Source organism: Serratia fonticola (assembly GCF_001006005.1).
Lineage (GTDB): Bacteria > Pseudomonadota > Gammaproteobacteria > Enterobacterales > Enterobacteriaceae > Chania > Chania fonticola.
The window spans coordinates 1274264-1300384 of sequence record NZ_CP011254.1 but is presented as its reverse complement, the minus strand read 5'-3'; the positions used below and the strand labels follow the sequence as shown (position 1 = coordinate 1300384).

Sequence of the window (26121 nt, the reverse complement as noted above, 5' to 3'; positions counted from 1 at the left end):
TTGCAGCGAGGGAATGCTCCATGCGGCCAGAAGAAATCGCTCTACGTATGCATGCAGTGACAGAGATCGACGCACTGCAAGCCAGCCAGACTATCGATCGCCTGATTGCCGAAGGCGGCGATCCTTATCGATTGCTTAAGCCCCTGGGGCTGAATGACCAGCAGCAAAAACAGTTTCGGCGGGGGCATGGGCAGTATCTCAAGGCAACGCTCAAGTGGCTGGAGCAGCCGGGCAATCATATGGTGCGATACGGTGAGCCAGCGTTTCCCGAACTCTTGGCGCATATCGATGACGCGCCGTTATTACTGATGGTGCAGGGCGATGTAGGGGCTTTGCAACTACCGCAAATTGCCATGGTGGGTAGCCGCCAGTTCAGCCACTATGGCGAGCAGTGGGGCACTTACTTTGCCAGCGGGTTGGTGCATTGCGGTTTCGCCATCACCAGCGGTTTGGCTATTGGTATTGATGGGATCTGTCACCGTGCCACCTTGGAGGCTGAAGGAGTCACCATTGCGGTATTGGGCAGTGGGCTGGCAAATATCTACCCACGCCGCCATCGCCGGCTGGCAGAGCAAATCATTGAACAGGGCGGAGCGGTGATTTCCGAGCATCTGGCTACCGATTTGCCGCTGGCGGCTCATTTCCCGCGTCGTAACCGTATTATCAGTGGGTTAAGTGCGGGCGTGGTGGTCATAGAGGCTTCATTGCGTAGCGGGTCGCTGATCACCGCGCGCTACGCGTTGGAACAGGGGCGTGAAGTGTTTGCCCTGCCGGGGGCGTTGGGTAACCCGATGAGCGAGGGAACTCATTGGCTGATCCAGCAGGGGGCCAGCCTGGTCACAGGCCCAAAAGATATCGCAGAACAGCTGGGAAGTGGGCTGCAATGGCTGTCCGTGAGCGAAAATACAACTATTTCTGCATCAGAGGCCGAAGTTGAATTGCCATTTGCCGATGTGTTGGCTAACGTAGGAGATGAGGTGACACCTGTTGACGTCGTCGCTGAACGTGCCGGCCAACCTGTGCCAGAGGTAGTAATCAAATTACTCGATCTGGAGTTAGCAGGTTGGATCGCAGCTGTACCCGGCGGCTATGTCCGAATAAGGAGGGCATGCCATGTTCGACGTACTCATGTATTTGTTTGAGACCTATATCCACAATGAGCCAGAGATGCACGTTGATCAGGATACCTTGACCGACGATCTTACCGAAGCAGGATTTGATCGTGATGATATCTTCAACGCGTTGAATTGGCTCGAAAAGCTTGCAGACCTCCAGGAAGGCGAGAATGCCCCTTATTTTATGGATGCCGATCCGCTGGCTATGCGGATCTACACCGAAGAAGAGAGTGTGCGTTTAGATGCCGGTTGCCGTGGTTTTCTCCTGTTCCTAGAACAGATCCAGGTATTGAACCTCGAAACCCGTGAAATGGTTATCGATCGTGTTATGGCTTTGGATAATACGGAATTTGATCTCGAAGATCTGAAATGGGTAGTGCTGATGGTGTTGTTCAATATCCCCGGATATGAGAGCGCCTATCAGCAGATGGAAGAACTGTTGTTTGAAGTAAACGAAGGTTACCTGCACTGAGTAGGTAACAGGCATAGAAGACGTTATGACAAAACCAGCGATTTTTGCCGCGAGGCAAAATGAACCCTGTCCGGAATGCGGGGCCGACTTGGTGATCCGCAGTGGTCGCCACGGCCCCTTCCTCGGCTGTTCTCAATATCCGCAGTGCGAGTATATCCGGCCTTTAAAAGCGCAGGCGGATGGCCATATTGTCAAAGTGCTGGAGGGCCAGCAATGCCCGAAATGCCAGGCAACGCTGGTGTTACGCCAGGGGCGTTATGGCATGTTTATCGGTTGCAGCCACTATCCCGACTGCGATCATACCGAAGTGATCGACAAACCGGATGAAACCAGCATCGCCTGCCCTCAGTGTGGCCAAGGTCAACTGCTGCAGCGCAAATCTCGCTTTGGCAAGGTGTTCCATTCCTGCGATCGCTACCCGGAATGTCAGTTTGTGCTCAATTTTAAACCCGTCGCCGGTGAGTGTGCTTACTGCCACTATCCATTACTGATGGAAAAGCGCACGGCAAAAGGCCCAACGCTTTGCTGTGCCAGTAAACTGTGCGGAAAACCCGTCGCTATCTCAGAATAATCAAGCTATGAACCCAGAACAAACTTCCGCATTCGCGCCTATTATTGCCGCGCTGGAAAACCAGCAGGTAATCGCTTATCCAACAGAAGCGGTATTCGGTCTGGGGTGTGACCCAGATAGCGAACAGGCCGTCAAACAGCTGTTGGCCTTGAAACAACGTCCGTGGGAAAAAGGCTTGATCCTGATCGCTGCCGATTATGCCCAGCTAGCGCCTTATATTGATGATGGCGCATTGAATGAGCAGCAGCGTGCCACGATCTTTGCCAGCTGGCCTGGCCCGGTAACCTGGGTGATCCCGGTAAAACCGCAAACGCCAGCCTTGCTGACTGGCCGCTTTAGTTCGTTGGCCGTGCGCGTTAGCGATCATCCCTTGGTGCAACAGCTGTGCCGTCAGTTCGGCAAGCCGTTGGTGTCAACCAGTGCCAACTTAAGCGGTGAAGAGCCGTGCCGCAGCGTGGCTGAAGTGCAGCAGCAGTTTGGTGACGCTTTCCCAGTGCTGTCAGGTAACGTGGGTGGCCGGTTAAACCCTTCTGAAATCAGAGATGCTTTGACCGGTGAGCTGATCCGTCAGGGCTAGAGGCTAGATCTATGGAGAAGTTCGCGGTATTCGGCAACCCGATTGCTCACAGTAAGTCCCCCCGCATCCACGCGCTATTTGCGCAGCAAACCGGGATCGAACATCCCTATGGCACCATGCTGGCTCCGTTGGACGGATTTGTACCTACCCTGCAACGGTTTATTGCTGCTGGTGGCCAAGGGGCCAACGTCACCGTTCCTTTTAAGGAATGTGCCTATGAGGCAGCAAGCGAACTTAGCGAAAGGGCGGCAATGGCCGGTGCGGTGAATACGCTAAAGGTATTGCCCGATGGAAAGCTGCTGGGGGATAACACCGACGGTATAGGTTTGCTGTCGGATCTTGAACGCCAGTGGTTGATTCGGCCAGATGATCGCGTGTTGCTGGTGGGAGCGGGCGGTGCTGCGCGCGGCGTGATCCTGCCGCTGCTCTCCTTTGGCTGTGAAGTAGTGTTGACTAACCGCACCTTCAGCCGCGCCGAGGAGTTGGCAGCGGCGTTCCGGCATCTAGGTGAGATCGCCGCCTTGCCGCTGGATCGGCTGGATCAGCAGCATTTTGATTTAGTGATCAACGCGACGGCTTCAGGATTCAAGGGGGAGATCCCCGCACTGCCTGACAGCATTATCCACAGCACGACCCGGTGCTATGACATGTTCTACCAACAGGGTGGCACCCCATTCCTGGCTTGGGCGCAGCAGTTGGGGGCGCAACATTATGCGGACGGTTTAGGTATGCTGGTGGGGCAGGCTGCCCATGCTTTCTTTTTATGGCATGGCGTGATGCCGGAGATCGAACCGGTATTGCAGCAATTACGTCAGGAAATGGCGGTGTGAGGGTTGCCCCGCTCTGGCAAGCAGGGCGGGCAGTCAGATATCTTCGCTAAGGTATTCGTCTTTCCAACGTACATAGTTATTGGCCGAATAACGTAACCCTTCCAGTTCCGCCGGAGTCAAGGCTCTAACCCGGCGCGCAGGGCTGCCTACATATAAGTAGCCACTTTCCAGATGCTTGCCGGGTGCGACCAGGCTACCAGCACCAATCATCACATCATCTTCTATTACGGCACCGTCGAGCAGAATTGAGCCCATCCCCACCAAAACGCGATTACCGATGGTACAACCATGCAGCATGGCTTTATGCCCTACGGTGACATCCTCGCCGATCAATAAAGGGTAACCCGCCGGATTATAATCGGATTGATGGGTGACATGCAGAATGCTGCCATCCTGGATATTACTGCGTGCGCCGATCTTTACCGCGTTGACATCACCGCGGATGGCAACCAAGGGCCAAACGCTGACGTCATCAGCCAGATCAACGTTGCCGATCACTACGCTGGAAGGATCGATCATGACGCGTTGGCCAATTTGAGGGGAATAATGAAGATAAGGACGCACTGAATTGGACATGGGATTGCCTCGTATAAGGATCTTATTACCGGCAATACTAGACTTTGACGGTGGAATTACAACCAGTTAACACGGAGGATCGTCGGTAAAATGGCCTTGATCGGGCAAGATCCGTGCGAAAGGGCGGAAAAGTGCGCAGTCGGTAAGAAAAGATCTAAAAAGGGGTTGTGGAAAAAAATGGGATCCCTATAATGCGCCTCCATCGACACGGAACATGTGAACAACTTCACAGAGTCTCCGGGGGTCGCAGAGAAAAAAACCTGAAATTAAGGTTGACTCTGAAAGAGGAAAGCGTAATATACGCCACCTCGAGTTAGCAAGCGAAAGCGCGTAACTCACTGCTCTTTAACAATTTATCAGACAATCTGTGTGGGCACTCACAAGACGATATCCAGCTACTTCGGTAGCAAAAAATATCAAGTCTTGAAGAGTGACCAAGCAGTAATTCATGCGAATGAATTATTACGAAAGTTAATTTTCGAGCATCGCTTCACGAGTTGAAGCAAATCAAGCTTTTAATTGAAGAGTTTGATCATGGCTCAGATTGAACGCTGGCGGCAGGCCTAACACATGCAAGTCGAGCGGTAGCACAAGGAGCTTGCTCCTGGGTGACGAGCGGCGGACGGGTGAGTAATGTCTGGGAAACTGCCCGATGGAGGGGGATAACTACTGGAAACGGTAGCTAATACCGCATAACGTCTTCGGACCAAAGTGGGGGACCTTCGGGCCTCACACCATCGGATGTGCCCAGATGGGATTAGCTAGTAGGTGAGGTAATGGCTCACCTAGGCGACGATCCCTAGCTGGTCTGAGAGGATGACCAGCCACACTGGAACTGAGACACGGTCCAGACTCCTACGGGAGGCAGCAGTGGGGAATATTGCACAATGGGCGCAAGCCTGATGCAGCCATGCCGCGTGTGTGAAGAAGGCCTTCGGGTTGTAAAGCACTTTCAGCGAGGAGGAAGGGTTCAGTGTTAATAGCACCGTTCATTGACGTTACTCGCAGAAGAAGCACCGGCTAACTCCGTGCCAGCAGCCGCGGTAATACGGAGGGTGCAAGCGTTAATCGGAATTACTGGGCGTAAAGCGCACGCAGGCGGTTTGTTAAGTCAGATGTGAAATCCCCGAGCTTAACTTGGGAACTGCATTTGAAACTGGCAAGCTAGAGTCTTGTAGAGGGGGGTAGAATTCCAGGTGTAGCGGTGAAATGCGTAGAGATCTGGAGGAATACCGGTGGCGAAGGCGGCCCCCTGGACAAAGACTGACGCTCAGGTGCGAAAGCGTGGGGAGCAAACAGGATTAGATACCCTGGTAGTCCACGCTGTAAACGATGTCGACTTGGAGGTTGTGCCCTTGAGGCGTGGCTTCCGGAGCTAACGCGTTAAGTCGACCGCCTGGGGAGTACGGCCGCAAGGTTAAAACTCAAATGAATTGACGGGGGCCCGCACAAGCGGTGGAGCATGTGGTTTAATTCGATGCAACGCGAAGAACCTTACCTACTCTTGACATCCACAGAACTTTCCAGAGATGGATTGGTGCCTTCGGGAACTGTGAGACAGGTGCTGCATGGCTGTCGTCAGCTCGTGTTGTGAAATGTTGGGTTAAGTCCCGCAACGAGCGCAACCCTTATCCTTTGTTGCCAGCGCGTAATGGCGGGAACTCAAAGGAGACTGCCGGTGATAAACCGGAGGAAGGTGGGGATGACGTCAAGTCATCATGGCCCTTACGAGTAGGGCTACACACGTGCTACAATGGCATATACAAAGAGAAGCGAACTCGCGAGAGCAAGCGGACCTCATAAAGTATGTCGTAGTCCGGATCGGAGTCTGCAACTCGACTCCGTGAAGTCGGAATCGCTAGTAATCGTAGATCAGAATGCTACGGTGAATACGTTCCCGGGCCTTGTACACACCGCCCGTCACACCATGGGAGTGGGTTGCAAAAGAAGTAGGTAGCTTAACCTTCGGGAGGGCGCTTACCACTTTGTGATTCATGACTGGGGTGAAGTCGTAACAAGGTAACCGTAGGGGAACCTGCGGTTGGATCACCTCCTTACCTAAAGATATGCAGTTAAGTGCAGTGTCCACACAGATTGTCTGATGAAAAGTAATGAGCAAACAAAACCTTGTGGTATAGGTAAGTGCCGGGAAATTTGTGGCTGTCTAGTGCAGTGACAAACAACAATGGCGCTCGATTTTTCACGAAAAATCTCACCTTTACCCGAAATTATCGAATCAGTGATTCGATAAGCAAATTTCGGGTCCCCATCGTCTAGAGGCCTAGGACACTGCCCTTTCACGGCTGTAACAGGGGTTCGAATCCCCTTGGGGACGCCATCCGATAATGAGTGAAAGACATTATCACCGGTCATTCGTGACTGATTATCTTAAAGATGACTCTTGCGAGTCGTGTTTAAGATATTGCTCTTTAACAATCTGGAACAAGCTGAAAATTGAAACATGACAGCTGAAACTTATCCCTCCGTAGATGTATTGGGGTAAGGATTAACCTGTCATAGAGTCTCTCAAATAAACAGCACGACAGTGTCTCTGTTTACAGAAACACCTTCGGGTTGTGAGGTTAAGTGACTAAGCGTACACGGTGGATGCCTAGGCAGTCAGAGGCGATGAAGGGCGTGCTAATCTGCGAAAAGTGTCGGTAAGGTGATATGAACCGTTATAACCGGCAATACCCGAATGGGGAAACCCAGTGTGTTTCGACACACTATCGTATGGTGAATACATAGCCATACGAGGCGAACCGGGGGAACTGAAACATCTAAGTACCCCGAGGAAAAGAAATCAACCGAGATTCCCCTAGTAGCGGCGAGCGAACGGGGAACAGCCCAGAACCTGAATCAGTTCTTGTGTTAGTGGAAGCGTCTGGAAAGTCGCGCAGCAAAGGGTGATAGCCCCGTACACTAAAATGCATTAACTGTGAGTTCGATGAGTAGGGCGGGACACGTGACATCCTGTCTGAATATGGGGGGACCATCCTCCAAGGCTAAATACTCCTGACTGACCGATAGTGAACCAGTACCGTGAGGGAAAGGCGAAAAGAACCCCGGCGAGGGGAGTGAAATAGAACCTGAAACCGTGTACGTACAAGCAGTGGGAGCACCTTCGTGGTGTGACTGCGTACCTTTTGTATAATGGGTCAGCGACTTATATTTTGTAGCAAGGTTAACCGTATAGGGGAGCCGTAGGGAAACCGAGTCTTAACTGGGCGAATAGTTGCAAGGTATAGACCCGAAACCCGGTGATCTAGCCATGGGCAGGTTGAAGGTTGGGTAACACTAACTGGAGGACCGAACCGACTAATGTTGAAAAATTAGCGGATGACTTGTGGCTGGGGGTGAAAGGCCAATCAAACCGGGAGATAGCTGGTTCTCCCCGAAAGCTATTTAGGTAGCGCCTCGTGAACTCATCTTCGGGGGTAGAGCACTGTTTCGGCTAGGGGGCCATCCCGGCTTACCAAACCGATGCAAACTCCGAATACCGAAGAATGTTATCACGGGAGACACACGGCGGGTGCTAACGTCCGTCGTGAAGAGGGAAACAACCCAGACCGCCAGCTAAGGTCCCAAAGTCATGGTTAAGTGGGAAACGATGTGGGAAGGCATAGACAGCCAGGATGTTGGCTTAGAAGCAGCCATCATTTAAAGAAAGCGTAATAGCTCACTGGTCGAGTCGGCCTGCGCGGAAGATGTAACGGGGCTAAACCATGCACCGAAGCTGCGGCAGCGACGCTTAGGCGTTGTTGGGTAGGGGAGCGTTCTGTAAGCCGTTGAAGGTGAACTGTGAGGTTTGCTGGAGGTATCAGAAGTGCGAATGCTGACATAAGTAACGATAAAGCGGGTGAAAAACCCGCTCGCCGGAAGACCAAGGGTTCCTGTCCAACGTTAATCGGGGCAGGGTGAGTCGACCCCTAAGGCGAGGCCGAAAGGCGTAGTCGATGGGAAACAGGTTAATATTCCTGTACTCGGTGTTACTGCGAAGGGGGGACGGAGAAGGCTAGGCTAGCCGGGCGACGGTTGTCCCGGTTTAAGCGTGTAGGGGGGTGTTCCTGGTAAATCCGGAACGCTATCAACCCTGAGGCGTGATGACGATGCACTACGGTGCAGAAGTAGTTGATGCCCTGCTTCCAGGAAAAGCCTCTAAGCATCAGGTAACATCAAATCGTACCCCAAACCGACACAGGTGGTCAGGTAGAGAATACCAAGGCGCTTGAGAGAACTCGGGTGAAGGAACTAGGCAAAATGGTGCCGTAACTTCGGGAGAAGGCACGCTGGCGCGTAGGTGAAGAGACTTGCTCTCGGAGCTGAAGCCAGTCGCAGATACCAGCTGGCTGCAACTGTTTAATAAAAACACAGCACTGTGCAAACACGAAAGTGGACGTATACGGTGTGACGCCTGCCCGGTGCTGGAAGGTTAATTGATGGGGTCAGCCGCAAGGCGAAGCTCTTGATCGAAGCCCCAGTAAACGGCGGCCGTAACTATAACGGTCCTAAGGTAGCGAAATTCCTTGTCGGGTAAGTTCCGACCTGCACGAATGGCGTAATGATGGCCAGGCTGTCTCCACCCGAGACTCAGTGAAATTGAACTCGCTGTGAAGATGCAGTGTACCCGCGGCAAGACGGAAAGACCCCGTGAACCTTTACTATAGCTTGACACTGAACATTGAGCCTTGATGTGTAGGATAGGTGGGAGGCTTTGAAGTGTGGACGCCAGTCTGCATGGAGCCAACCTTGAAATACCACCCTTTAATGTTTGATGTTCTAACTCGGCCCCATAATCTGGGGTGAGGACAGTGTCTGGTGGGTAGTTTGACTGGGGCGGTCTCCTCCCAAAGAGTAACGGAGGAGCACGAAGGTTAGCTAATCACGGTCGGACATCGTGAGGTTAGTGCAAAGGCATAAGCTAGCTTGACTGCGAGAGTGACGGCTCGAGCAGGTACGAAAGTAGGTCTTAGTGATCCGGTGGTTCTGAATGGAAGGGCCATCGCTCAACGGATAAAAGGTACTCCGGGGATAACAGGCTGATACCGCCCAAGAGTTCATATCGACGGCGGTGTTTGGCACCTCGATGTCGGCTCATCACATCCTGGGGCTGAAGTAGGTCCCAAGGGTATGGCTGTTCGCCATTTAAAGTGGTACGCGAGCTGGGTTTAGAACGTCGTGAGACAGTTCGGTCCCTATCTGCCGTGGGCGTTGGAAGATTGAGAGGGGTTGCTCCTAGTACGAGAGGACCGGAGTGAACGCACCACTGGTGTTCGGGTTGTCATGCCAATGGCACTGCCCGGTAGCTAAGTGCGGAAAAGATAAGCGCTGAAAGCATCTAAGCGCGAAACTTGCCTCGAGATGAGTCTTCCCTGGGCCTTTAAGGCCCCTAAAGGAACGTTTAAGACTAAGACGTTGATAGGCTGGGTGTGTAAGTGCAGCGATGCATTGAGCTAACCAGTACTAATGATCCGTGAGGCTTAACCTTACAACACCCAAGGTGTTTTAGAGAGATTGAAGTAGATTTTCAGCGAAGTTCCGAGATTGGTTTCGATGGCGACACGAGAGTGAAGCGGTTGGAATGAAACAGAATTTGCCTGGCGGCAATAGCGCGGTGGTCCCACCTGACCCCATGCCGAACTCAGAAGTGAAACGCCGTAGCGCCGATGGTAGTGTGGGGTCTCCCCATGCGAGAGTAGGACACTGCCAGGCATCAAATTAGTGTGCTGATATGGCTCAGTTGGTAGAGCGCACCCTTGGTAAGGGTGAGGTCCCCAGTTCGACTCTGGGTATCAGCACCACTTTATTTAAGTGGTTTAGAAGTTCGGCAGAAAGAAAAGAATCAAAAGAATTTGCTTGGCGGCAATAGCGCGGTGGTCCCACCTGACCCCATGCCGAACTCAGAAGTGAAACGCCGTAGCGCCGATGGTAGTGTGGGGTCTCCCCATGCGAGAGTAGGACACTGCCAAGCATCAATTAAGCCGAGAGGCCATCCGCAAGGATGGCCTTTTTGCTATGCATCGAAAACAGAAATCCCCTCACCCCAACCCTCTCCCTGAGTACCAACCGGGAACATCATGAACACCGGTGTGGGGGAGAGGGAGCTGTCCGCCATCGTAGGTGAGCCTGTACCGCTTCGAGAAGTGGGGAACCTGCCGATGTTATGGTTAGCCTGTGTGGCTTCGGAAAGCGTGGGGGAAGTATCAGCGGACTCGATCGGTTCCCTCTCCTGGGGGAGAGGGTTAGGGTGAGGGGGCATCACTGCTCGTATTTTTTGCTGAACTGATAAACACTAACCGACCCCCGGTTTAACTCACTTTATCTGGCGATGAAACATTTTCACCTTCCCGTTGAATCCTCGACATGACGCTAAAAAAGCGTTATCTTCGGGCATCTAGAAGTCTAAACGTATAAACGGATGTGTGAGGGGTAAGCAATGCCGATTCGTGTTCCTGATGAGTTACCTGCGGTCAATTTCTTGCGTAATGAGAACGTGTTTGTCATGACATCCTCACGCGCAAAAACACAGGAAATCAGGCCGTTAAAGGTACTTATCCTCAACCTGATGCCGAAAAAGATCGAAACGGAAAACCAGTTCCTGCGTTTACTTTCCAACTCGCCATTGCAGATCGATATTCAGCTACTGCGCATCGATAGCCGTGAGTCGAAGAACACGCCTACGGAGCACCTGAATAATTTCTACTGTAACTTTGAAGATATCCAGAATGAGAACTTTGACGGGCTGATCGTCACCGGCGCTCCGCTGGGCTTGGTGGACTTCTGTGATGTCGCCTATTGGCCGCAGATCGAGCGAGTGATCGAATGGGCCAAGGATCATGTGACCTCAACCTTGTTTGTCTGTTGGGCAGTGCAGGCCGCGCTAAACATCCTGTACGGCATTCCAAAGAAGACGCGTGAGGTGAAGCTCTCGGGTGTGTACCAGCATCGTACGTTGCACCAGCATGCCTTGCTGACCCGAGGTTTTGATGAAACCTTCCTGGCACCTCACTCCCGTTATGCCGATTTCCCAACCGAGATCCTTCGGCAGTACACCGACCTGGATATCCTGGCTGAATCAGAGCTGGCAGGCGCCTATCTGTTCGCCACCAAGGATAAACGCATGGCCTTTGTCACCGGGCATCCGGAATATGACACCCTGACGTTAGCGGGCGAGTATTGTCGCGATAACGATGCAGGCCTCAATCCTACCGTACCGCTAAATTATTTCCCCGATGATAACCCCGAATTGCCCCCTGCAGCTTCATGGCGAAGCCATGGTCACCTGCTGTTTTCCAACTGGTTGAACTACTACGTTTACCAGATCACGCCGTTCGATCTACGTCATATGAATCCTACCCTCGAGTAACATTTTTCTCTGTACCGGGTGGCTGAATCGAGGCCACCCGGGTTTACCCCACCGTTTATCCCGCCAAATCTGCAACGTTTCAGCATCTATAACTCATTTAAAAACAATGTATTACCGCCATTCCTTTGTCGTAATGGAACCGGTTTCCTAGTTTGCTATAAATGATAAATAATCTAATCAATTGATAATAAAAGGTTAATAAAATATTTATTAAAAAAATGGAAATCGTTTTTGATTTTTAATTTTTGTTGGTTATTCTAGGATCCTGCGGGATGACATCTGACCAGTTGGCGGTCTTTTTTTCACCCGATTTCCGACAACAATGCTTCGCCTGGCCTGCAATGGCAGCGTGGAATGATGGAAAGGATCAAGACAATGACGCAACAGATGGTAGGCACAGAATTAGCGTTTACACAGGCTTTCGGCTCAGCAGAGCGGCAGATACTGACGGGTGACGCGGTCGAGTTCCTGGCTGAACTGGTGGGTAAATTTACGCCACAACGCAACAAACTGTTGGCGGCACGAGCCAGCTGGCAAGAGAAAATCGATCGTGGCGAGCTGCCAGGTTTTATTTCGGAAACGGATTCCATTCGACAGGGTGACTGGCAGATCCGCGGCGTTCCCGCTGACTTGCGCGACCGTCGGGTTGAGATTACCGGTCCGGTTGAACGCAAAATGGTGATCAACGCCCTCAATGCCAACGTCAAAGTATTTATGGCCGACTTTGAAGACTCACTGGCACCCAGCTGGGACAAGGTTATCGACGGGCAGATCAACCTGCATGATGCGGTCAACGGCACTATTTCTTACACCAACGAAGCCGGCAAGATTTACCAGCTCAAACCCAACCCCGCGGTGTTGATTGCCCGCGTGCGTGGCCTGCATTTGCCGGAAAAACATGTGCAGTGGCAGGGGGAAGCGATCCCAGGCGGGTTGTTCGATTTTGCACTCTATTTCTTCCATAACTATCGCCAACTGCTGGCAAAAGGCAGTGGCCCGTATTTCTACCTGCCGAAAACCCAGTCCTGGCAGGAGGCTGCCTGGTGGAGCGAAGTCTTTAGCTTTACCGAGGATCGCTTCGGGTTACCGCGCGGCACCATCAAGGCCACGGTGTTGATTGAAACCCTGCCTGCGGTATTCCAGATGGACGAGATCCTGTATCACCTGCGCGATCATATCGTCGGGCTGAACTGTGGCCGTTGGGACTACATCTTCAGCTATATCAAAACGCTGAAGAACCATGACGATCGGGTGTTGCCTGACCGTCAGTCAGTCACTATGACCCAGCCTTTCCTCAGTGCTTATTCACGCTTGCTGATCAAGACCTGTCACCGCCGCGGTGCTTTTGCTATGGGCGGAATGGCGGCGTTTATCCCCAGCAAAGACGCCGAGCAAAACGCAGTGGTGTTGGGCAAGGTGCGTGCTGATAAAGAACTGGAAGCGACCAATGGTCATGACGGGACTTGGGTGGCACATCCAGGTCTGGCCGATACGGTGATGGAAGTGTTTAACCGCATCCTGGGTGAGCGCCAGAACCAGCTAGACGTGCTGCGTGAGAACGATGCTCCTATCACGGCGGCGCAACTGCTGGAGCCGTGTGACGGTGAGCGAACCGAAACCGGCATGCGCGCCAATATCCGCGTGGCGGTGCAATACATTGAAGCCTGGATCTCCGGTAATGGCTGTGTACCGATTTATGGCCTGATGGAAGATGCCGCCACCGCCGAGATTTCACGTACCTCAATCTGGCAGTGGATCCATCACGAGAAAAGCCTCAGCAATGGCCAACAGGTAACCAAGGCCCTGTTCCGCCAGATGCTGCAGGAAGAGATGCAGGTCGTTCGTAAAGAATTGGGTGAAGCGCGTTATCACGCAGGCCGTTTCGAAGAGGCGGCACAGCTGATGGAACGTATCACCACGCAAGACGAATTAATCGATTTCCTGACCTTACCCGGCTACGAATTACTGGCCTGAAACCGTTCCTGACCTTTAACCCTACAGTATTGAAAAGGATAAAAATATGACGACCTCTCGTACCCAACAGATCCAACAGCTGGAACAGGAATGGAAATCAGCACGCTGGGAGGGCATCACCCGCCCTTACAGCGCCGAAGACGTGATCAACCTGCGTGGATCGGTTAATCCGGTTTGCACGTTGGCGCAAAACGGTGCGGCGAAATTCTGGGAGCTGCTGCACGGTAAATCCCGCAAAGGGTACGTGAACAGCCTTGGGGCGCTGACCGGTGGCCAGGCGCTGCAACAGGCGAAAGCGGGCGTTGAAGCGATCTACCTGTCCGGTTGGCAGGTAGCGGCTGATGCCAACACGGCTTCCGCTATGTATCCCGATCAATCACTGTACCCGGTCGACTCTGTCCCGACGGTGGTTGAGCGTATCAACAATACTTTCCGTCGGGCGGATCAGATCCAGTGGGCGAATAAGGTTGAACCCGGCAGCAAAGGCTATACCGATTATTTCCTGCCGATTGTGGCGGATGCCGAAGCCGGGTTTGGCGGCGTGCTGAATGCCTTTGAACTGATGAAGGCGATGATCGAAGCCGGTGCAGCCGGGGTACATTTCGAAGACCAACTGGCGGCAGTGAAGAAGTGTGGTCATATGGGCGGCAAGGTCTTGGTACCGACTCAGGAAGCTATCCAGAAGCTGGTTGCGGCGCGCTTGGCTGCTGACGTTCTCGGTGTCCCAACCCTGCTGATTGCTCGTACTGATGCCGACGCGGCAGACCTGCTGACCTCCGATTGCGATCCGTATGACAGCGCCTTCGTGTCTGGCGAGCGCACCGCCGAAGGTTTCTACCGTACCCATGCCGGTATTGAGCAGGCGATCAGCCGTGGGCTGGCCTATGCGCCTTATGCCGATCTGGTGTGGTGCGAAACCTCAACGCCGGACCTGGAAGCTGCGCAACGCTTTGCCGACGCGATCCATGCCAAGTTCCCGGGCAAGCTATTGGCCTATAACTGCTCACCGTCGTTCAACTGGAAAAAGAACCTGGACGATCAGACTATCGCCCGCTTCCAGGATGCGCTGTCCGCCATGGGCTACAAGTACCAGTTCATCACGCTGGCCGGTATCCATAGCATGTGGTTCAACATGTTCGATCTGGCACACGCTTACGCGCGTGGCGAAGGCATGAAGCACTATGTCGAAAAAGTGCAGCAGCCGGAGTTCGCCGCGGTCGAGCGCGGTTACACCTTTGCTTCGCATCAGCAGGAAGTGGGGACCGGCTACTTCGATAAGGTAACCACCATTATTCAGGGGGGCGCTTCCTCGGTAACGGCACTGACCGGTTCCACCGAAGAACAGCAGTTCTGATCCCCAAGGGGCCTGGCATAGCGCCAGGCTCTTGTTTCATTCCTGAATGGCAGAGGCAAAGATGGCGGAAAAACTGGAGCTGTTGATTGCACAGACGATCCTGCAGGGCTTTGATGCGCAATATGGCCGCTTTCTTGAAGTCACGGCCGGAGCGCAGCAGCGTTTTGAGCAGGCAGACTGGCCCGCCGTACAACAGGCGATGAAACGACGTATTCATCTTTACGATCACCACGTTGGTCTGGTGGTCGAGCAACTGAAATGCATCACCGGGCAGAAATACTACGATGCGGATTTCCCTAATAGGGTGAAGGCGGTTTATACCGAGCTGTTGCCTGACTACCCGCGTTTTGAGATTGCCGAAAGCTTCTTCAACTCGGTTTACTGTCGGCTATTCAAACATCGGGATTTAACCCCAGATAAGCTGTTCGTTTTCAGCTCTCAGCCCGAACGGCGCTTTCGCGATATTCCCAGGCCGTTGGCTCGTGATTTTACTCCCAATGGTGATTTGGCTGCCATGCTGCACAGCCTGTTGATCGACTTGCCGTTGCGACTGCCATGGGAAGACCTGCCACGTGATATTCGCTATATCACCCAAGCCTTACTGCAGACCTTCAGCTCTCAACAGCTAGCGGGAGCGACGTTCCAAATCGGCAATGAGCTGTTCTACCGTAACAAGGCGGCCTGGTTGGTCGGTAAACTGCGGGTGGCCGACGGGGTTTACCCGTTCCTGTTGCCGATCCACCACAGCGAGTCTGGCGCGCTGTTCATTGATACCTGCCTGACCAGCAAGGCCGAAGCCAGCATCGTGTTTGGCTTCGCCCGTTCCTACTTTATGGTCTATGCCCCGTTGCCAGCGGCGATGGTTGAGTGGTTGCGGGAGATCCTGCCGGGTAAAACCACCGCCGAACTGTATATGGCGATCGGCTGCCAGAAGCATGGTAAAACCGAATGCTACCGTGAATACCTGAATTTTATGGCGCAGTCGCAGGAGCAATTTATTATTGCGCCGGGCGTGAAAGGCATGGTGATGCTGGTGTTTACGCTGCCGTCCTTTGATCGGGTATTCAAAGTGATCAAAGACGAATTTGCGCCGCAGAAAGAGGTTACGCAGGCGCAGGTGATGGCCTGCTACCAACTGGTAAAAGAGCACGATCGCGTCGGGCGGATGGCCGATACCCAGGAATATGAGAATTTTGTGGTGGATAAGGCGCGTATCAGCCCGCAACTGTTGGCGGAGTTGCAGCGTGAAGTGCCGGAAAAACTGGAAGATCTCGGCGATCGGGTGGTCATCAAGCATCTGTATATGGAGCGGCGAATGACGCCGTTGAACCTGTATCTCGAACAGGCAGACGAACGGCAAATGCATGACGCCATCGAAGAATATGGTAATGCGATCAAACAGCTGGCTGCGGCCAATATCTTCCCCGGCGATATGCTGTTCAAGAACTTCGGCGTGACACGTCATGGGCGCGTAGTGTTTTACGACTACGACGAGATTTGCTACATGACCGAGGTGAACTTCCGTAATATCCCGCCGCCGCGCTACCCGGAAGATGAACTGGCCAGCGAGCCCTGGTACAGCATTTCACCCAACGACGTTTTCCCCGAAGAGTTCCGCCATTTCCTGTGTGGCGACCGGCGCATCCGCAAGGTCTTTGAGGAGATGCACAGCGATCTGTTTGAAGCGGACTACTGGCGAGGGTTGCAGCAGCGCATCAAGGAAGGGCACGTCGAGGATGTGTTTGCCTACCGTAAAAAGCGGCGTTTCAGCCAGCGGACATTAAATCCTGCCATGCCCAAATCGGCCTGATAACCAGGAGCGAGGTTGCCAGGCTCGCTCCTTAAGTGGACTAGCTCAGGCGCTCAATAATCATCGCAGTGCCTTGGCCACCGCCGATGCACAGCGTTGCCAGCCCCAAAGTTTTATCTCTGGCTTGTAAGGCGTGTAGCAGGGTGACCAGAATACGCGCACCGCTGGCACCTATCGGATGGCCCAGCGCAATAGCACCACCGTTGACGTTAACCTTTTCCTCAGCGAACCCCAGGGTTTTCCCTACGGCCAAAAACTGTGCGGCGAAAGCCTCGTTGGCCTCAATCAAATCGATATCCGCTAGTGCCAAACCAGTTTTCTTCAGAGCATTAAGGGTTGCAGGTACGGGGCCCATCCCCATCAGCGCAGGAGCTACCCCACCGCTAGCATAACCGCGGATCCGTGCCAGAGGGATTAAGCCTAGCTGGCGGGCGTGGCTTTCTGCCATTACCACCAACGCGGCTGCACCATCATTAATCCCGGACGCATTACCGGCGGTGACGCTGCCGTCTTTGCTAAAGGCCGGGCGTAATTTGACCAAGCCTTCCGCTGTGGTAGCGGCTTTCGGGAACTCGTCGGTATCGACGACGATATCACCTTTCCTGTTCTTCACCGTGACGGGCACGATTTCCTTGGCGAAAGCGCCGCTTGAGATGGCGGCGACCGCTTTCTGCTGCGATGCCAGCGCCAGTGCGTCTTGTGCTTCGCGAGTAATGCCATAGTCCTTTGCGACATTCTCTGCGGTGATCCCCATATGATAGTCATGGGTGGCACACATCAAACCATCTTTCAGGATCACGTCGAACAGTTGACCGTCACCCAGTCGATAGCCCCAACGCGCTTTGCTATCCATCAGATAAGGTGCTTGGCTCATATTTTCCATGCCGCCAGCGATAATTGTTTGTGCATCCCCGGCTAAAATGGCCTGAGCGGCCAAGGCCACGCTTTTCAAACCTGAACCACAGACCTTGTTGACGGTATAAGCGCTGACGGTGTCAGGTATGCCACTTTTCAACAGCGCTTGCCGTGCCGGGTTTTGGCCCAATCCGGCCTGGAGCACATTGCCTAAAATGACTTCATCCACCTGGTCGCCACCGATACCGGCACGAACCATGGCTTCTCGCAGCACCAGCGAACCTAAATCTGTTGCGCTGACCGGTGCCAAAGCCCCATTGAAGTTACCAATAGCCGTACGCACGGCGCTGACGATAACGATACTCTCCATACGATAATTCCTTATGTGACAACGCTAGAATAGGGTGAGGCCGATAACGAAGATGACGCCAGAGAACAGCAGGGCGGTGACGCAGTAGCCCATGATGTCCCGGACCCCCAGACCGGCGATAGCCAACGCAGGTAGCGCCCAGAAAGGCTGCGCCATGTTCATCCACTGCTCGCCATAGGCGATAGCCATCACCGACTTACCTAAATCGGCCCCCAGAGCCTGAGCAGCAGGAATAACGAATGGCCCCTGGATCACCCAATGACCGCCACCTGATGGCACGGCAAAGTTAATCAGTGCCGAACTGAAGAAGGTCATAATAGGGAAGGTGTCTTTGTTGGCCACGTTGATGAAGAACTCGGTGATCAGGCCGCCGAGGCCAGAGTGTTCCATCATGAGCTGGATCCCGGCATAGAATGGGAACTGGACTAAAATGCCTGCCGTGCTCTTGGCCGCCGCAGAGATGGCGCGCATATAGGCCATCGGGGTTTTGTGCAGCAGGATACCGGCAATCATAAACATCATGTTTACCGTATTAATCGTGATGTTGAAGCCCTTTTCCCAGAAGCTCATCCCTAAATAGGCAATGCCTAGGGCCCCGATGATGAAGGCAATAATGCGGCTTTCTTCCATTTTTTCAGCAATTGGAGCATCAGCAGCCAGCTTTTTTTGGAAGCTTGGCTCTTCCGCCAGCAACGCAGGATCCACACTTACCACCTCATGTGGCTTGGGGACCATCATGCGGGTGACGAACGGCATCACCAGGATCAGACCTAAGGTAATAAACAGGTTGTAGCCAGTGAACAGCGTGTCGGAGACCGGGATCAAACCGGCGATATGTTCCACCGGGTTGCCTGGTGTGGCGGCCAGCAGCGGCATAGAGCCAGAGAAGCCGCCGCCCCAGGTCAGGAAGCCGATGTAAGCGCAGGCAATTAATAGCGGGTAATCGGAGCCGGGAATACGGCGTGCGACTTCGCGGGCAAACATCGCGCCGACCACCAGACCAAACCCCCAGTTGATGACGCAGGCTACCGACCCGAGGAAAGTCACCAACATCACGCCCTGAGCCGGAGTTTTAGCGACCGAAGCTGTGAGCGTCAGGATACGCTTGACCGGTGCGGAGGTTGCCAGAGCATGGCCGGTGACGATAATCAGCGCCATCTGCATACCGAAGGCCAGCAGATTCCAGAAGCCATTACCCCACATATTCACCATTTCAATTGGCGTATGAGGGGTGAGTGCCAGTGCGATACCAAAGGTCAGCATCGTTAGCAACATGGCAAAAATCAGCGGGTCAGGCAGATAGCGGCTAACGAAACCGGTTAAAAAGCGGGAGATGCGGCCAATCATACGACACCTTCCTCTACCACAATCGGCATGGCTTTGAGGTCCGATGACACGGAGAATTCAGCTTCTGTTTTGGCCTGAATGGTTTCCAGAGTAACGCCTGGCGCATGCTCCATCAGGACCAACTTGCCTTGTTCGAAGCTGAAAACGGCCAACTCGGTCACCACCATGCTGACTTTATTTTTCGCGGTCAGCGGTAGTGAGCAGTGCTGGAGGATTTTGGCGGAGCCGTCTTTGGCGCAATGTTCCATCGCAATGATCACCCGTCGTGCGCCGGTAACCAGATCCATCGCCCCCCCCATACCTGGTACCATTTTTCCCGGTACCATCCAGTTGGCGAGGTTGGCCTGTTGATCGACCTGTAAGCCGCCTAGCACGCTAACATCAACATGGCCGCCACGGATCAGAGCAAAGGAAAATGCGCTGTCGAAGGCCGCGCCACCCGGCAAGATGCCGCAGGGCTGACCACCGGCATTGACCAGATTGGGATGGGCCTCGGTGACCGGCGCTAAACCAAGAAAACCATTTTCAGATTGCAGGGTGATATGAATATCGGTGGGTAAATAGTTGACCACCTGAGTGGGTAACCCGATGCCCAGATTGACGATGTCCCCATCGTGCAGTTCAAGGGCCACGCGACGAGCGATAAGTTCTTTAGCGTTCATTATTGGTTCTCCTGCGGGCAGACAATGTGGTCAATTAACGCGGCTGGGGTGATGACGCAGTCAGGGGTAATACTGCCGATATCCACCACGGATTCCGGTTCGGCGATAACAACGTCAGCGGCAAGTGCCATCAGCGGGTTGAAGTTACGGGCGCTTAGCTGGTAGGTCAGGTTGCCCTGATAGTCGCTAAGATGGGCGCGTACCAAGGCCAGATCGGCGCGTAAAGGCAGTTCCAGCAGGTAGTCGATACCGTTCAGCGTGATTTTTTGTTTACCTTCTTCGACCACGGTGCCAACGCCAGTGGGGGTCAGGAAGCCACCCAGGCCAGCACCACCACAACGGATACGTTCCGCTAGCGTGCCCTGTGGAACCAACTCCACTTCCATCTCGCCCGAGATCATACGGCGGCCAGTTTCTGGGTTGGTGCCGATATGGGAGGCGATAACTTTCCTCACCCTGCCACTGGCTACCAATGGCCCAACACCGGTATCGACGAAGGCGGTATCGGTGGTGATTAAGGTGAGATCTTTTACGTTTGCTGCCAGTAAGGCTGAAATAAGACGCGGTGGGGCGCCCACGCCCATAAAACCACCAATCATGATGGTCATGCCATCACGGAAATGTTCGGTCGCCTGCTCAATATCGATGAGTTTTCTTTTCATGGTTATCCCTTATATTTGACACTAAAAAATAGTTTCAATTAAGGAATAGCAACCTTCATGCCAATTGAACCTGGGGGGTTAGAAAGGTACTAACTCTCTGATATTCACTGCAATAGCAGGATTGTTATTTAATTGTTTAATAATATGCGGGGTTAATTAACAATGAAGTGTGCAATTTCTTGCACTGGGGTGCACATTTTGTTACCTCCGTTCTTCCCCAGAATAATAGACGACGCCTGATGACCTAATAAATGTGATCTCAGGCGCTATTTGGACCAGCATGCATCAGACAGTTAATATTTGTTTATATATTATCCGGTGGTATGGAGGCGTGAGAGTCGATGCGGTATTCCTGCAATTTGTACATCAAAGCTCTGCGGCTAATACCTAACGCGCGGGCGGTTTTAACCCGATTATCCTGATTATCTGCCAGCGCAGAGCAAATCAACTCGCGTTCATAAGCTTTAATATTTTCTTTCAAATTTAATCCCGGCTCAGCAAATGTGGCGCGATTAATATTAGGCTGGACGGGTTGTGGCTGCTGTAAATGTTCCGGTAAATCCTCCGGGAAGATGATAAACCCGGTGCTCATAATCACGGCTCGCTCAATCGCATTGGAGAGTTCCCGGATGTTACCCGGCCAAGAATACGCATCAAGCATGGCCTGCGCGCTGGCATCTATCTCAATGATCTCTTTGCCGTTTTCGGCATTGAACTTCTGCAGGAAATGCCGGGCCAGCAACGGCACGTCTTCCGGTCTTTCGCGTAGCGGCAACGGGGAAAGATGGATCACATTCAGGCGGTAAAACAGATCCTGGCGGAACTCGCCTTGCTCTACCATCGCCGCCAGATTGCGGTTGGTCGCGGCAATCAGCCGGATATCTGTTTTAATGGTTTTGCTGCCACCGAGCCGCTCAAACTCTTTTTCCTGCAGCACCCGCAGTAATTTGACCTGCAAGTTGTGCGGCATTTCGCCGACCTCATCCAGCAGCAGCGTCCCCTGGTTGGCTCGTTCAAACAGGCCCTGGCGCTGCATATGCGCGCCGGTAAAGGCCCCTTTCTCATGGCCGAAGAGCTCACTTTCCAGCAGAGATTCCGGCAGCGCGCCGCAGTTTATCTTGATAAATGGCCCCTTGGCGCGCGGGCTGTTGTAGTGGATGGCTTTAGCAATCAACTCCTTGCCGGTGCCACTTTCACCGGTTATCAACACGCTGGCGTGGCTCATGGCGATTTTTGCCGTATCGCGGCAAAGTTCCATCATTTTGGCGCTATTGGTAAGTAATCGGCCCCATTGGTAGCTGTCAGATAAGGCCCGATGCAGGCGATTGATTTCCTGTTTCATCTCCTGCAACTGCATTGCACGGCTGATAATGATTTTCAGCTCGTCCAAATCAAAGGGTTTGATGACATAATCAAATGCGCCCAAGCGTAGCGCCTCAACCGCGGTTTCAACGGCTGCATAGGCGGTCATGAGGATCACCGGTGTTTCCTGCCGAGTCTGCCGCATGACTTGCAGTGCCTCAAGGCCACTGATTTTCGGCATACGGATATCCATTAACACAATATCCGGGGCCTGTTGTTTGAATTGTTCCAGCGCTTGCTGGCCATCTGCGGCACAGATAGGTTGATGGCCATCAAGGCTAAACACGGTGCTTAACATGCGGCGAACGTTTTCTTCATCATCCACGATAAGAATACGGTATGACTTTTTCATAATAGGTCCCCTGCGTCATGTTTGACTGGCAAGATAATAGTAAAGATGGCTCCATTATTCGGCTGGCTTGCTAGTTTTATTTCCCCATCGTGGGCAGTTACAATGCGCTGGCTGATGGATAAACCTAATCCAGTTCCCGAAGGCTTGGTGGTATAAAATGGATCGAAAACTTTCGACTTAATATCATCAGCAATACCACAGCCGTTATCCTGAATAGTGATTTTCTGCCAGCCTTCCTCCAACACCTGGGTGGAAATGGTAATCTCCCCTCTGGCAGCAATAGACTGGACGGCATTAATCAGAATATTAAGTAATACCTGCTTTAATAATTCGCCGTCGGCTTCAATATCACTCAATTGTTCATCCAAGTGAAGATGAAAATCAACCCTGGCTTCTACGCCTTTGGTTTTTACCAGGATCAGGCTTTCGCGCAGAATTTGATTTAAATTGACTTGATGATAGCGGCCAATCCGTGGGCGAGAGAAGTCGAGCAACTGCTGGATCACCCGATTAATCGACTGAACCTCTTTTAAAATGATGTGGGTATATTCCAGCCGCTGTGGATCTTTTTCACTGTCCTTAAGGATTTGCACAAAACCGCTGATGGCCGTTAATGGATTGCGAACTTCATGGGCGACCCCGGCCATCAACTCTCCAAGCGTGGCCAGCCGTTCGGCTTGCTCAATGCGGCGTTGCACGTCCTTCTTGGCGGTTAAATCGGTGAATATGGCCAGGGCACCGATGGTATCCCCCTGGGCGTTACGCAGTTGGCTGGTACTGATACTGAGCTGTATGGTGCGGGTTTTCCCGGGGTAATCAATTTCTAACGCGACATGTTCTATGCCACGGAACAGGGTGTCCAATACCGGGCTATTAAAATCCACTTTTTCAAACACTTCCGCATAAGGTTTCCCCATCAGTTCCATACGGCTGTAGCCGGTGATGAGTTCCCCTGCGGGGTTAATCATGGTGACACAGCCATGGATATCCACTGAAATAACTCCGTCGGCGGCGCTTTCGAGAATTAATTCATTGAGCGTTTTGGTTTCCCGCAGTGCGCGGGATAAGGCATTCACGCTGTCGGATATTTCACCCATCTCTCCCTGCATCGCGGGGAGGTCGCTATTCAGGTTCAACGATAAATTGGTCAGGCTGGATTTAATAACGTCAATATCCGAGGCGAAGCGGCGTGAAAAGGCCACGATCAGTCCTAGGCTCAATAACAGGCCAACGCTGATCACCAGGATAATCTTGAGATCCATCGACAGCGCCTGACGATCGATATCATTCGATAGTTCGTTGGCCCAGATATACCCGAGGATCTGGTTATCGCGTTTGATGGGGATCATGGCATTCATAATGTTGCCACGCACCTGAGAGCCACTGCTTACCAGCGGTTGGCCGTTTGCCATGACGTCATGACCGGGGTGGTCTGGATTGATCGAAATACCGACCGCATTACCATATTGCTGCTGTGGGGCGTAGGTAATAATGGCATCCAGCTGTTGGTTATAGTAACCCGCACCGACCCCGGAAAAAGCGCGGGTGATCTCATCGGTAACCGGTGCCAGATGCTGATTCAGTGCCTTGATGCGCTGCTCTCTGGGCAAACCAGGGTACAGCGAAAAGCTGTCGCCTAGCGCATTATCCAGCAAGGAGGTGACGGCAAACAGCTTGGCCTTCTTCTCTTGCAGCAAGGCTTCACGTCCCTCGGTTTCAACCAGATAGCCAATGATTAAGGTCGGTAGCGAGACCATGATGATGGCCAGGACAATCATTTTACTGCGCAGCGTGTGTGGGAGTCGTTGTTGGATGAGGGCGTGTAAGCCTGGCAAAAATGCTTTCATACAGACTAAATCCTGGCGTTATCGTCCGTTGGGCAGGGCAAGGTCATCTGTATACAGCGCCAGAGTCTCTTTCAGGCTGGCCGGACTGGAACGGGTATGTTAAGTGTACGCATGTCCTCTTTTTAAGCAATAGTCGTACCAATTGCGAACTCGCAAGGTAGTGGGGCGCAGCATGCCGCGCCCGTCCAGGTTAATCAGGATTAAAACGTGATACAGCAGGCGCCCTGTTCGGCCCCGGAAAGCTGGCTGCGTAACGCGCCAAACAGTTCACGGCCACAGCCGTTCCTTTCACCGCTCAGATCGGGGTGATAGGGAGTTCGCTGTGCCAGTTCTGCTTCGGCGACCAGCAGTTGCAGCTCACCGGTGCGGCCATTCACCCGGATCATATCGCCGCTTTGTACTTTGGCCAGCATACCGCCAGTGTAGGCCTCCGGGGTGACATGGATCGCCGAAGGAACCTTGCCGGAAGCGCCGGACAGGCGGCCATCGGTCACCAACGCGACCTTGAAGCCGCGATCCATCAATACCCCAAGCGGTGGCATCAGCTTATGCAGTTCAGGCATGCCATTGGCCTGTGGCCCCTGGAAACGCACGACCACTACGCAGTCTCGATCCAGCTTGCCTGCTTCGAAGGCAGGGACGATATCGTGCTGGCTTTCGAATACGATCGCCGGGGCTTCGATAATCTGATTTTCGGCAGGCACCGCCGACGTCTTCATCACCGCACGGCCCAGATTACCGGCCAGCACCTTGGTACCGCCATGGTGCTCGAACGGTTTGGCTATGCTGGCAATCACGTTAGCGTCCAACGAACTTGCTGCCCCGTCGCGCCAGGCCAACTGGCCATTGTCCAGCCAAGGTTCCTGGGTGTAACGCTCCAGGCCGAAATCGGCGACGGTATGTACATCCTGATGCAACAGGCCGTTGTTCAGCAGCTCGCGCACGACCAATTGCACACCGCCCGCCGCCTGGAACTGATTGATATCCGCCGGGCCGTTGGGGTAGATGCGGCACAGCAGTGGCACCGAATCGGAAAGCTCAGAGAAATCATCCCAGTTGATGATGATGCCTGCTGCGCGAGCCATGGCCACCATATGCATCGTCAGGTTGGTCGATCCCCCGGTGGCCAGAAGCGATACGATGCCGTTAACCACCACTTTTTCATCCACCAATTGGCCTATCGGCAGGTAATTACCGGCGGTTTCTGTCAGGCGGGTGATTTGGCGAGCGGCAGCATCATTGAGCGCATCGCGCAGCGGCGTGTCTGGATGAATGAAAGAGGTGCCGGGCAGATGCAGGCCCATCACCTCCATCACCATCTGGTTGGTGTTGGCCGTGCCGTAGAAGGTGCAGGTGCCAACGCCGTGGTAAGAGGCCGCTTCGGCTTCCAGCAGCGCGTGGCGATCGGCCTTGCCCTCGGCATACAGCTGGCGCACACGTACTTTCTCTTTATTTGGCAGGCCGCTGCTCATCGGCCCGGCAGGCACAAATACGGCAGGCAAATGGCCGAAGGACAGGGCAGACATCACCAACCCTGGCACAATCTTGTCGCAGATACCCAGGAACAATGCGCCGTCGAACATGTTATGGGACAGACCGATAGCTGCGGACATGGCTATCACATCGCGGCTCATCAACGACAGCTCCATACCGTCCTGCCCCTGAGTCACGCCATCGCACATTGCCGGTACACCACCTGCGACCTGGCCAACGGCACCAACGCTGTGCAACGCCTGTTTCAGCCGCTGTGGGTAGCTTTCATAAGGCTGGTGGGCGGAGAGCATATCGTTGTAGGCAGTGATGATGGCGATATCGCTGCGCACCATGTTTTTCAGGGCGGCTTTATCGTCGGGCTGGCAGGCGGCAAAGCCGTGGGCCAGGTTGCCACAGGCTAGCTGCGAGCGGTGTACCGTCTGCGTACGGGCTTCATTAATGCGCGCCAGATAGGCAGCTCGGCTCTCTTTTGAACGTTCAATGATGCGTTGTGTTACGCGTGCCAGGGTGCTGTTAATCATACCA

The 26121-nt window shown here is 53.4% G+C and carries 18 protein-coding genes, 2 tRNA genes and 4 rRNA genes; 16 read left to right on the top strand and 8 right to left on the bottom strand.

Annotation, left to right across the window (positions count from 1 at the left end):
• Positions 1–20: 20 nt before the first annotated feature.
• The 5 genes from dprA to aroE are packed head-to-tail and all read left to right on the top strand — an operon-like array spanning position 21 to position 3565.
• Positions 21–1142, top strand: a complete 1122-nt coding sequence (gene dprA / locus WN53_RS05680) for a DNA-protecting protein DprA (RefSeq protein WP_024485625.1) — start codon at positions 21–23, stop codon at positions 1140–1142.
• Positions 1114–1587 carry a DUF494 family protein gene (locus WN53_RS05675; protein ID WP_021182206.1) on the top strand — a complete coding sequence of 158 codons (474 nt, stop codon included), beginning with the start codon at positions 1114–1116 and terminating at the stop codon, positions 1585–1587. The genes dprA and WN53_RS05675 overlap by 29 nt, the downstream gene beginning before the upstream one ends.
• 25 nt (positions 1588–1612) lie before the next feature.
• The gene (locus WN53_RS05670; protein ID WP_024485626.1) at positions 1613–2158 is read left to right on the top strand and encodes a DNA topoisomerase family protein; all 546 of its coding nucleotides are present in this window, start codon (positions 1613–1615) and stop codon (positions 2156–2158) included.
• 7 nt (positions 2159–2165) lie between these two features.
• The gene (gene tsaC / locus WN53_RS05665; protein WP_024485627.1) at positions 2166–2735 is read left to right on the top strand and encodes an L-threonylcarbamoyladenylate synthase type 1 TsaC; all 570 of its coding nucleotides are present in this window, start codon (positions 2166–2168) and stop codon (positions 2733–2735) included.
• A gap of 11 nt (positions 2736–2746) precedes the next feature.
• Positions 2747–3565, top strand: a complete 819-nt coding sequence (aroE, locus tag WN53_RS05660) for a shikimate dehydrogenase (RefSeq protein WP_024485628.1) — start codon at positions 2747–2749, stop codon at positions 3563–3565.
• A gap of 33 nt (positions 3566–3598) precedes the next feature.
• On the opposite strand, the gene WN53_RS05655 is transcribed toward aroE, so the two are convergent.
• Complete coding sequence (locus WN53_RS05655; RefSeq protein WP_021808115.1) at positions 3599–4141, bottom strand: gamma carbonic anhydrase family protein; 543 nt, start codon at positions 4139–4141, stop codon at positions 3599–3601.
• A 516-nt stretch (positions 4142–4657) separates the two neighbouring features.
• Between WN53_RS05655 and WN53_RS05650 the strand changes: the two genes are divergently transcribed.
• The 11 genes from WN53_RS05650 to aceK all read left to right on the top strand — a co-directional run bounded on the left by WN53_RS05650 (position 4658) and on the right by aceK (position 16645).
• A 16S ribosomal RNA gene (locus tag WN53_RS05650) occupies positions 4658–6198 on the top strand.
• Between the two features lie 205 nt (positions 6199–6403).
• Positions 6404–6479 (top strand) — tRNA-Glu (locus tag WN53_RS05645).
• A gap of 242 nt (positions 6480–6721) precedes the next feature.
• Positions 6722–9629, top strand: a 23S ribosomal RNA gene (locus tag WN53_RS05640).
• A 108-nt stretch (positions 9630–9737) separates the two neighbouring features.
• Positions 9738–9853 (top strand): 5S ribosomal RNA (rrf, locus tag WN53_RS05635).
• A gap of 13 nt (positions 9854–9866) precedes the next feature.
• Positions 9867–9942, top strand: a tRNA-Thr gene (locus WN53_RS05630).
• Between the two features lie 54 nt (positions 9943–9996).
• A 5S ribosomal RNA gene (rrf, locus tag WN53_RS05625) occupies positions 9997–10112 on the top strand.
• The 16S, 23S and 5S rRNA genes sit together here with 2 tRNA genes alongside, the layout of an rRNA operon.
• A gap of 106 nt (positions 10113–10218) precedes the next feature.
• Positions 10219–10392: a hypothetical protein gene (locus WN53_RS28570; RefSeq protein ID WP_158645263.1), complete on the top strand. Its 174-nt coding sequence runs from the start codon at positions 10219–10221 to the stop codon at positions 10390–10392.
• Between the two features lie 185 nt (positions 10393–10577).
• Positions 10578–11507, top strand: a complete 930-nt coding sequence (gene metA / locus WN53_RS05620; protein WP_024484018.1) for a homoserine O-acetyltransferase MetA — start codon at positions 10578–10580, stop codon at positions 11505–11507.
• Positions 11508–11882: 375 nt separating this feature from the next.
• Complete coding sequence (gene aceB, locus WN53_RS05615) at positions 11883–13481, top strand: malate synthase A (protein WP_024484017.1); 1599 nt, start codon at positions 11883–11885, stop codon at positions 13479–13481.
• 46 nt (positions 13482–13527) lie between these two features.
• Positions 13528–14835 carry an isocitrate lyase gene (gene aceA, locus WN53_RS05610; protein WP_024484016.1) on the top strand — a complete coding sequence of 436 codons (1308 nt, stop codon included), beginning with the start codon at positions 13528–13530 and terminating at the stop codon, positions 14833–14835.
• A gap of 61 nt (positions 14836–14896) precedes the next feature.
• Entirely contained in the window at positions 14897–16645 is a 1749-nt protein-coding gene (gene aceK, locus WN53_RS05605; RefSeq protein WP_024484015.1) for a bifunctional isocitrate dehydrogenase kinase/phosphatase, read from the top strand.
• A gap of 40 nt (positions 16646–16685) precedes the next feature.
• Here the strand turns inward: aceK and WN53_RS05600 are convergent, their stop codons facing one another.
• The 7 genes from WN53_RS05600 to edd all read right to left on the bottom strand — a co-directional run bounded on the left by WN53_RS05600 (position 16686) and on the right by edd (position 26117).
• Entirely contained in the window at positions 16686–17870 is a 1185-nt protein-coding gene (locus WN53_RS05600; RefSeq protein WP_024484014.1) for an acetyl-CoA C-acetyltransferase, read from the bottom strand.
• Positions 17871–17894: 24 nt separating this feature from the next.
• Positions 17895–19217, bottom strand: a complete 1323-nt coding sequence (locus WN53_RS05595) for a TIGR00366 family protein (protein ID WP_024484013.1) — start codon at positions 19215–19217, stop codon at positions 17895–17897.
• Positions 19214–19879, bottom strand: a complete 666-nt coding sequence (locus WN53_RS05590; protein WP_024484012.1) for a 3-oxoacid CoA-transferase subunit B — start codon at positions 19877–19879, stop codon at positions 19214–19216. The genes WN53_RS05595 and WN53_RS05590 overlap by 4 nt, the downstream gene beginning before the upstream one ends.
• Positions 19879–20541, bottom strand: a complete 663-nt coding sequence (gene atoD, locus WN53_RS05585) for an acetate CoA-transferase subunit alpha (protein WP_024484011.1) — start codon at positions 20539–20541, stop codon at positions 19879–19881. The genes WN53_RS05590 and atoD overlap by 1 nt, the downstream gene beginning before the upstream one ends.
• Before the next feature lie 304 nt (positions 20542–20845).
• The gene (gene atoC / locus WN53_RS05580; protein WP_024484010.1) at positions 20846–22255 is read right to left on the bottom strand and encodes an acetoacetate metabolism transcriptional regulator AtoC; all 1410 of its coding nucleotides are present in this window, start codon (positions 22253–22255) and stop codon (positions 20846–20848) included.
• Positions 22252–24102 carry a two-component system sensor histidine kinase AtoS gene (atoS, locus tag WN53_RS05575; protein WP_046808026.1) on the bottom strand — a complete coding sequence of 617 codons (1851 nt, stop codon included), beginning with the start codon at positions 24100–24102 and terminating at the stop codon, positions 22252–22254. The genes atoC and atoS overlap by 4 nt, the downstream gene beginning before the upstream one ends.
• Before the next feature lie 200 nt (positions 24103–24302).
• The gene (gene edd, locus WN53_RS05570; protein ID WP_024484009.1) at positions 24303–26117 is read right to left on the bottom strand and encodes a phosphogluconate dehydratase; all 1815 of its coding nucleotides are present in this window, start codon (positions 26115–26117) and stop codon (positions 24303–24305) included.
• Positions 26118–26121: the final 4 nt, after the last annotated feature.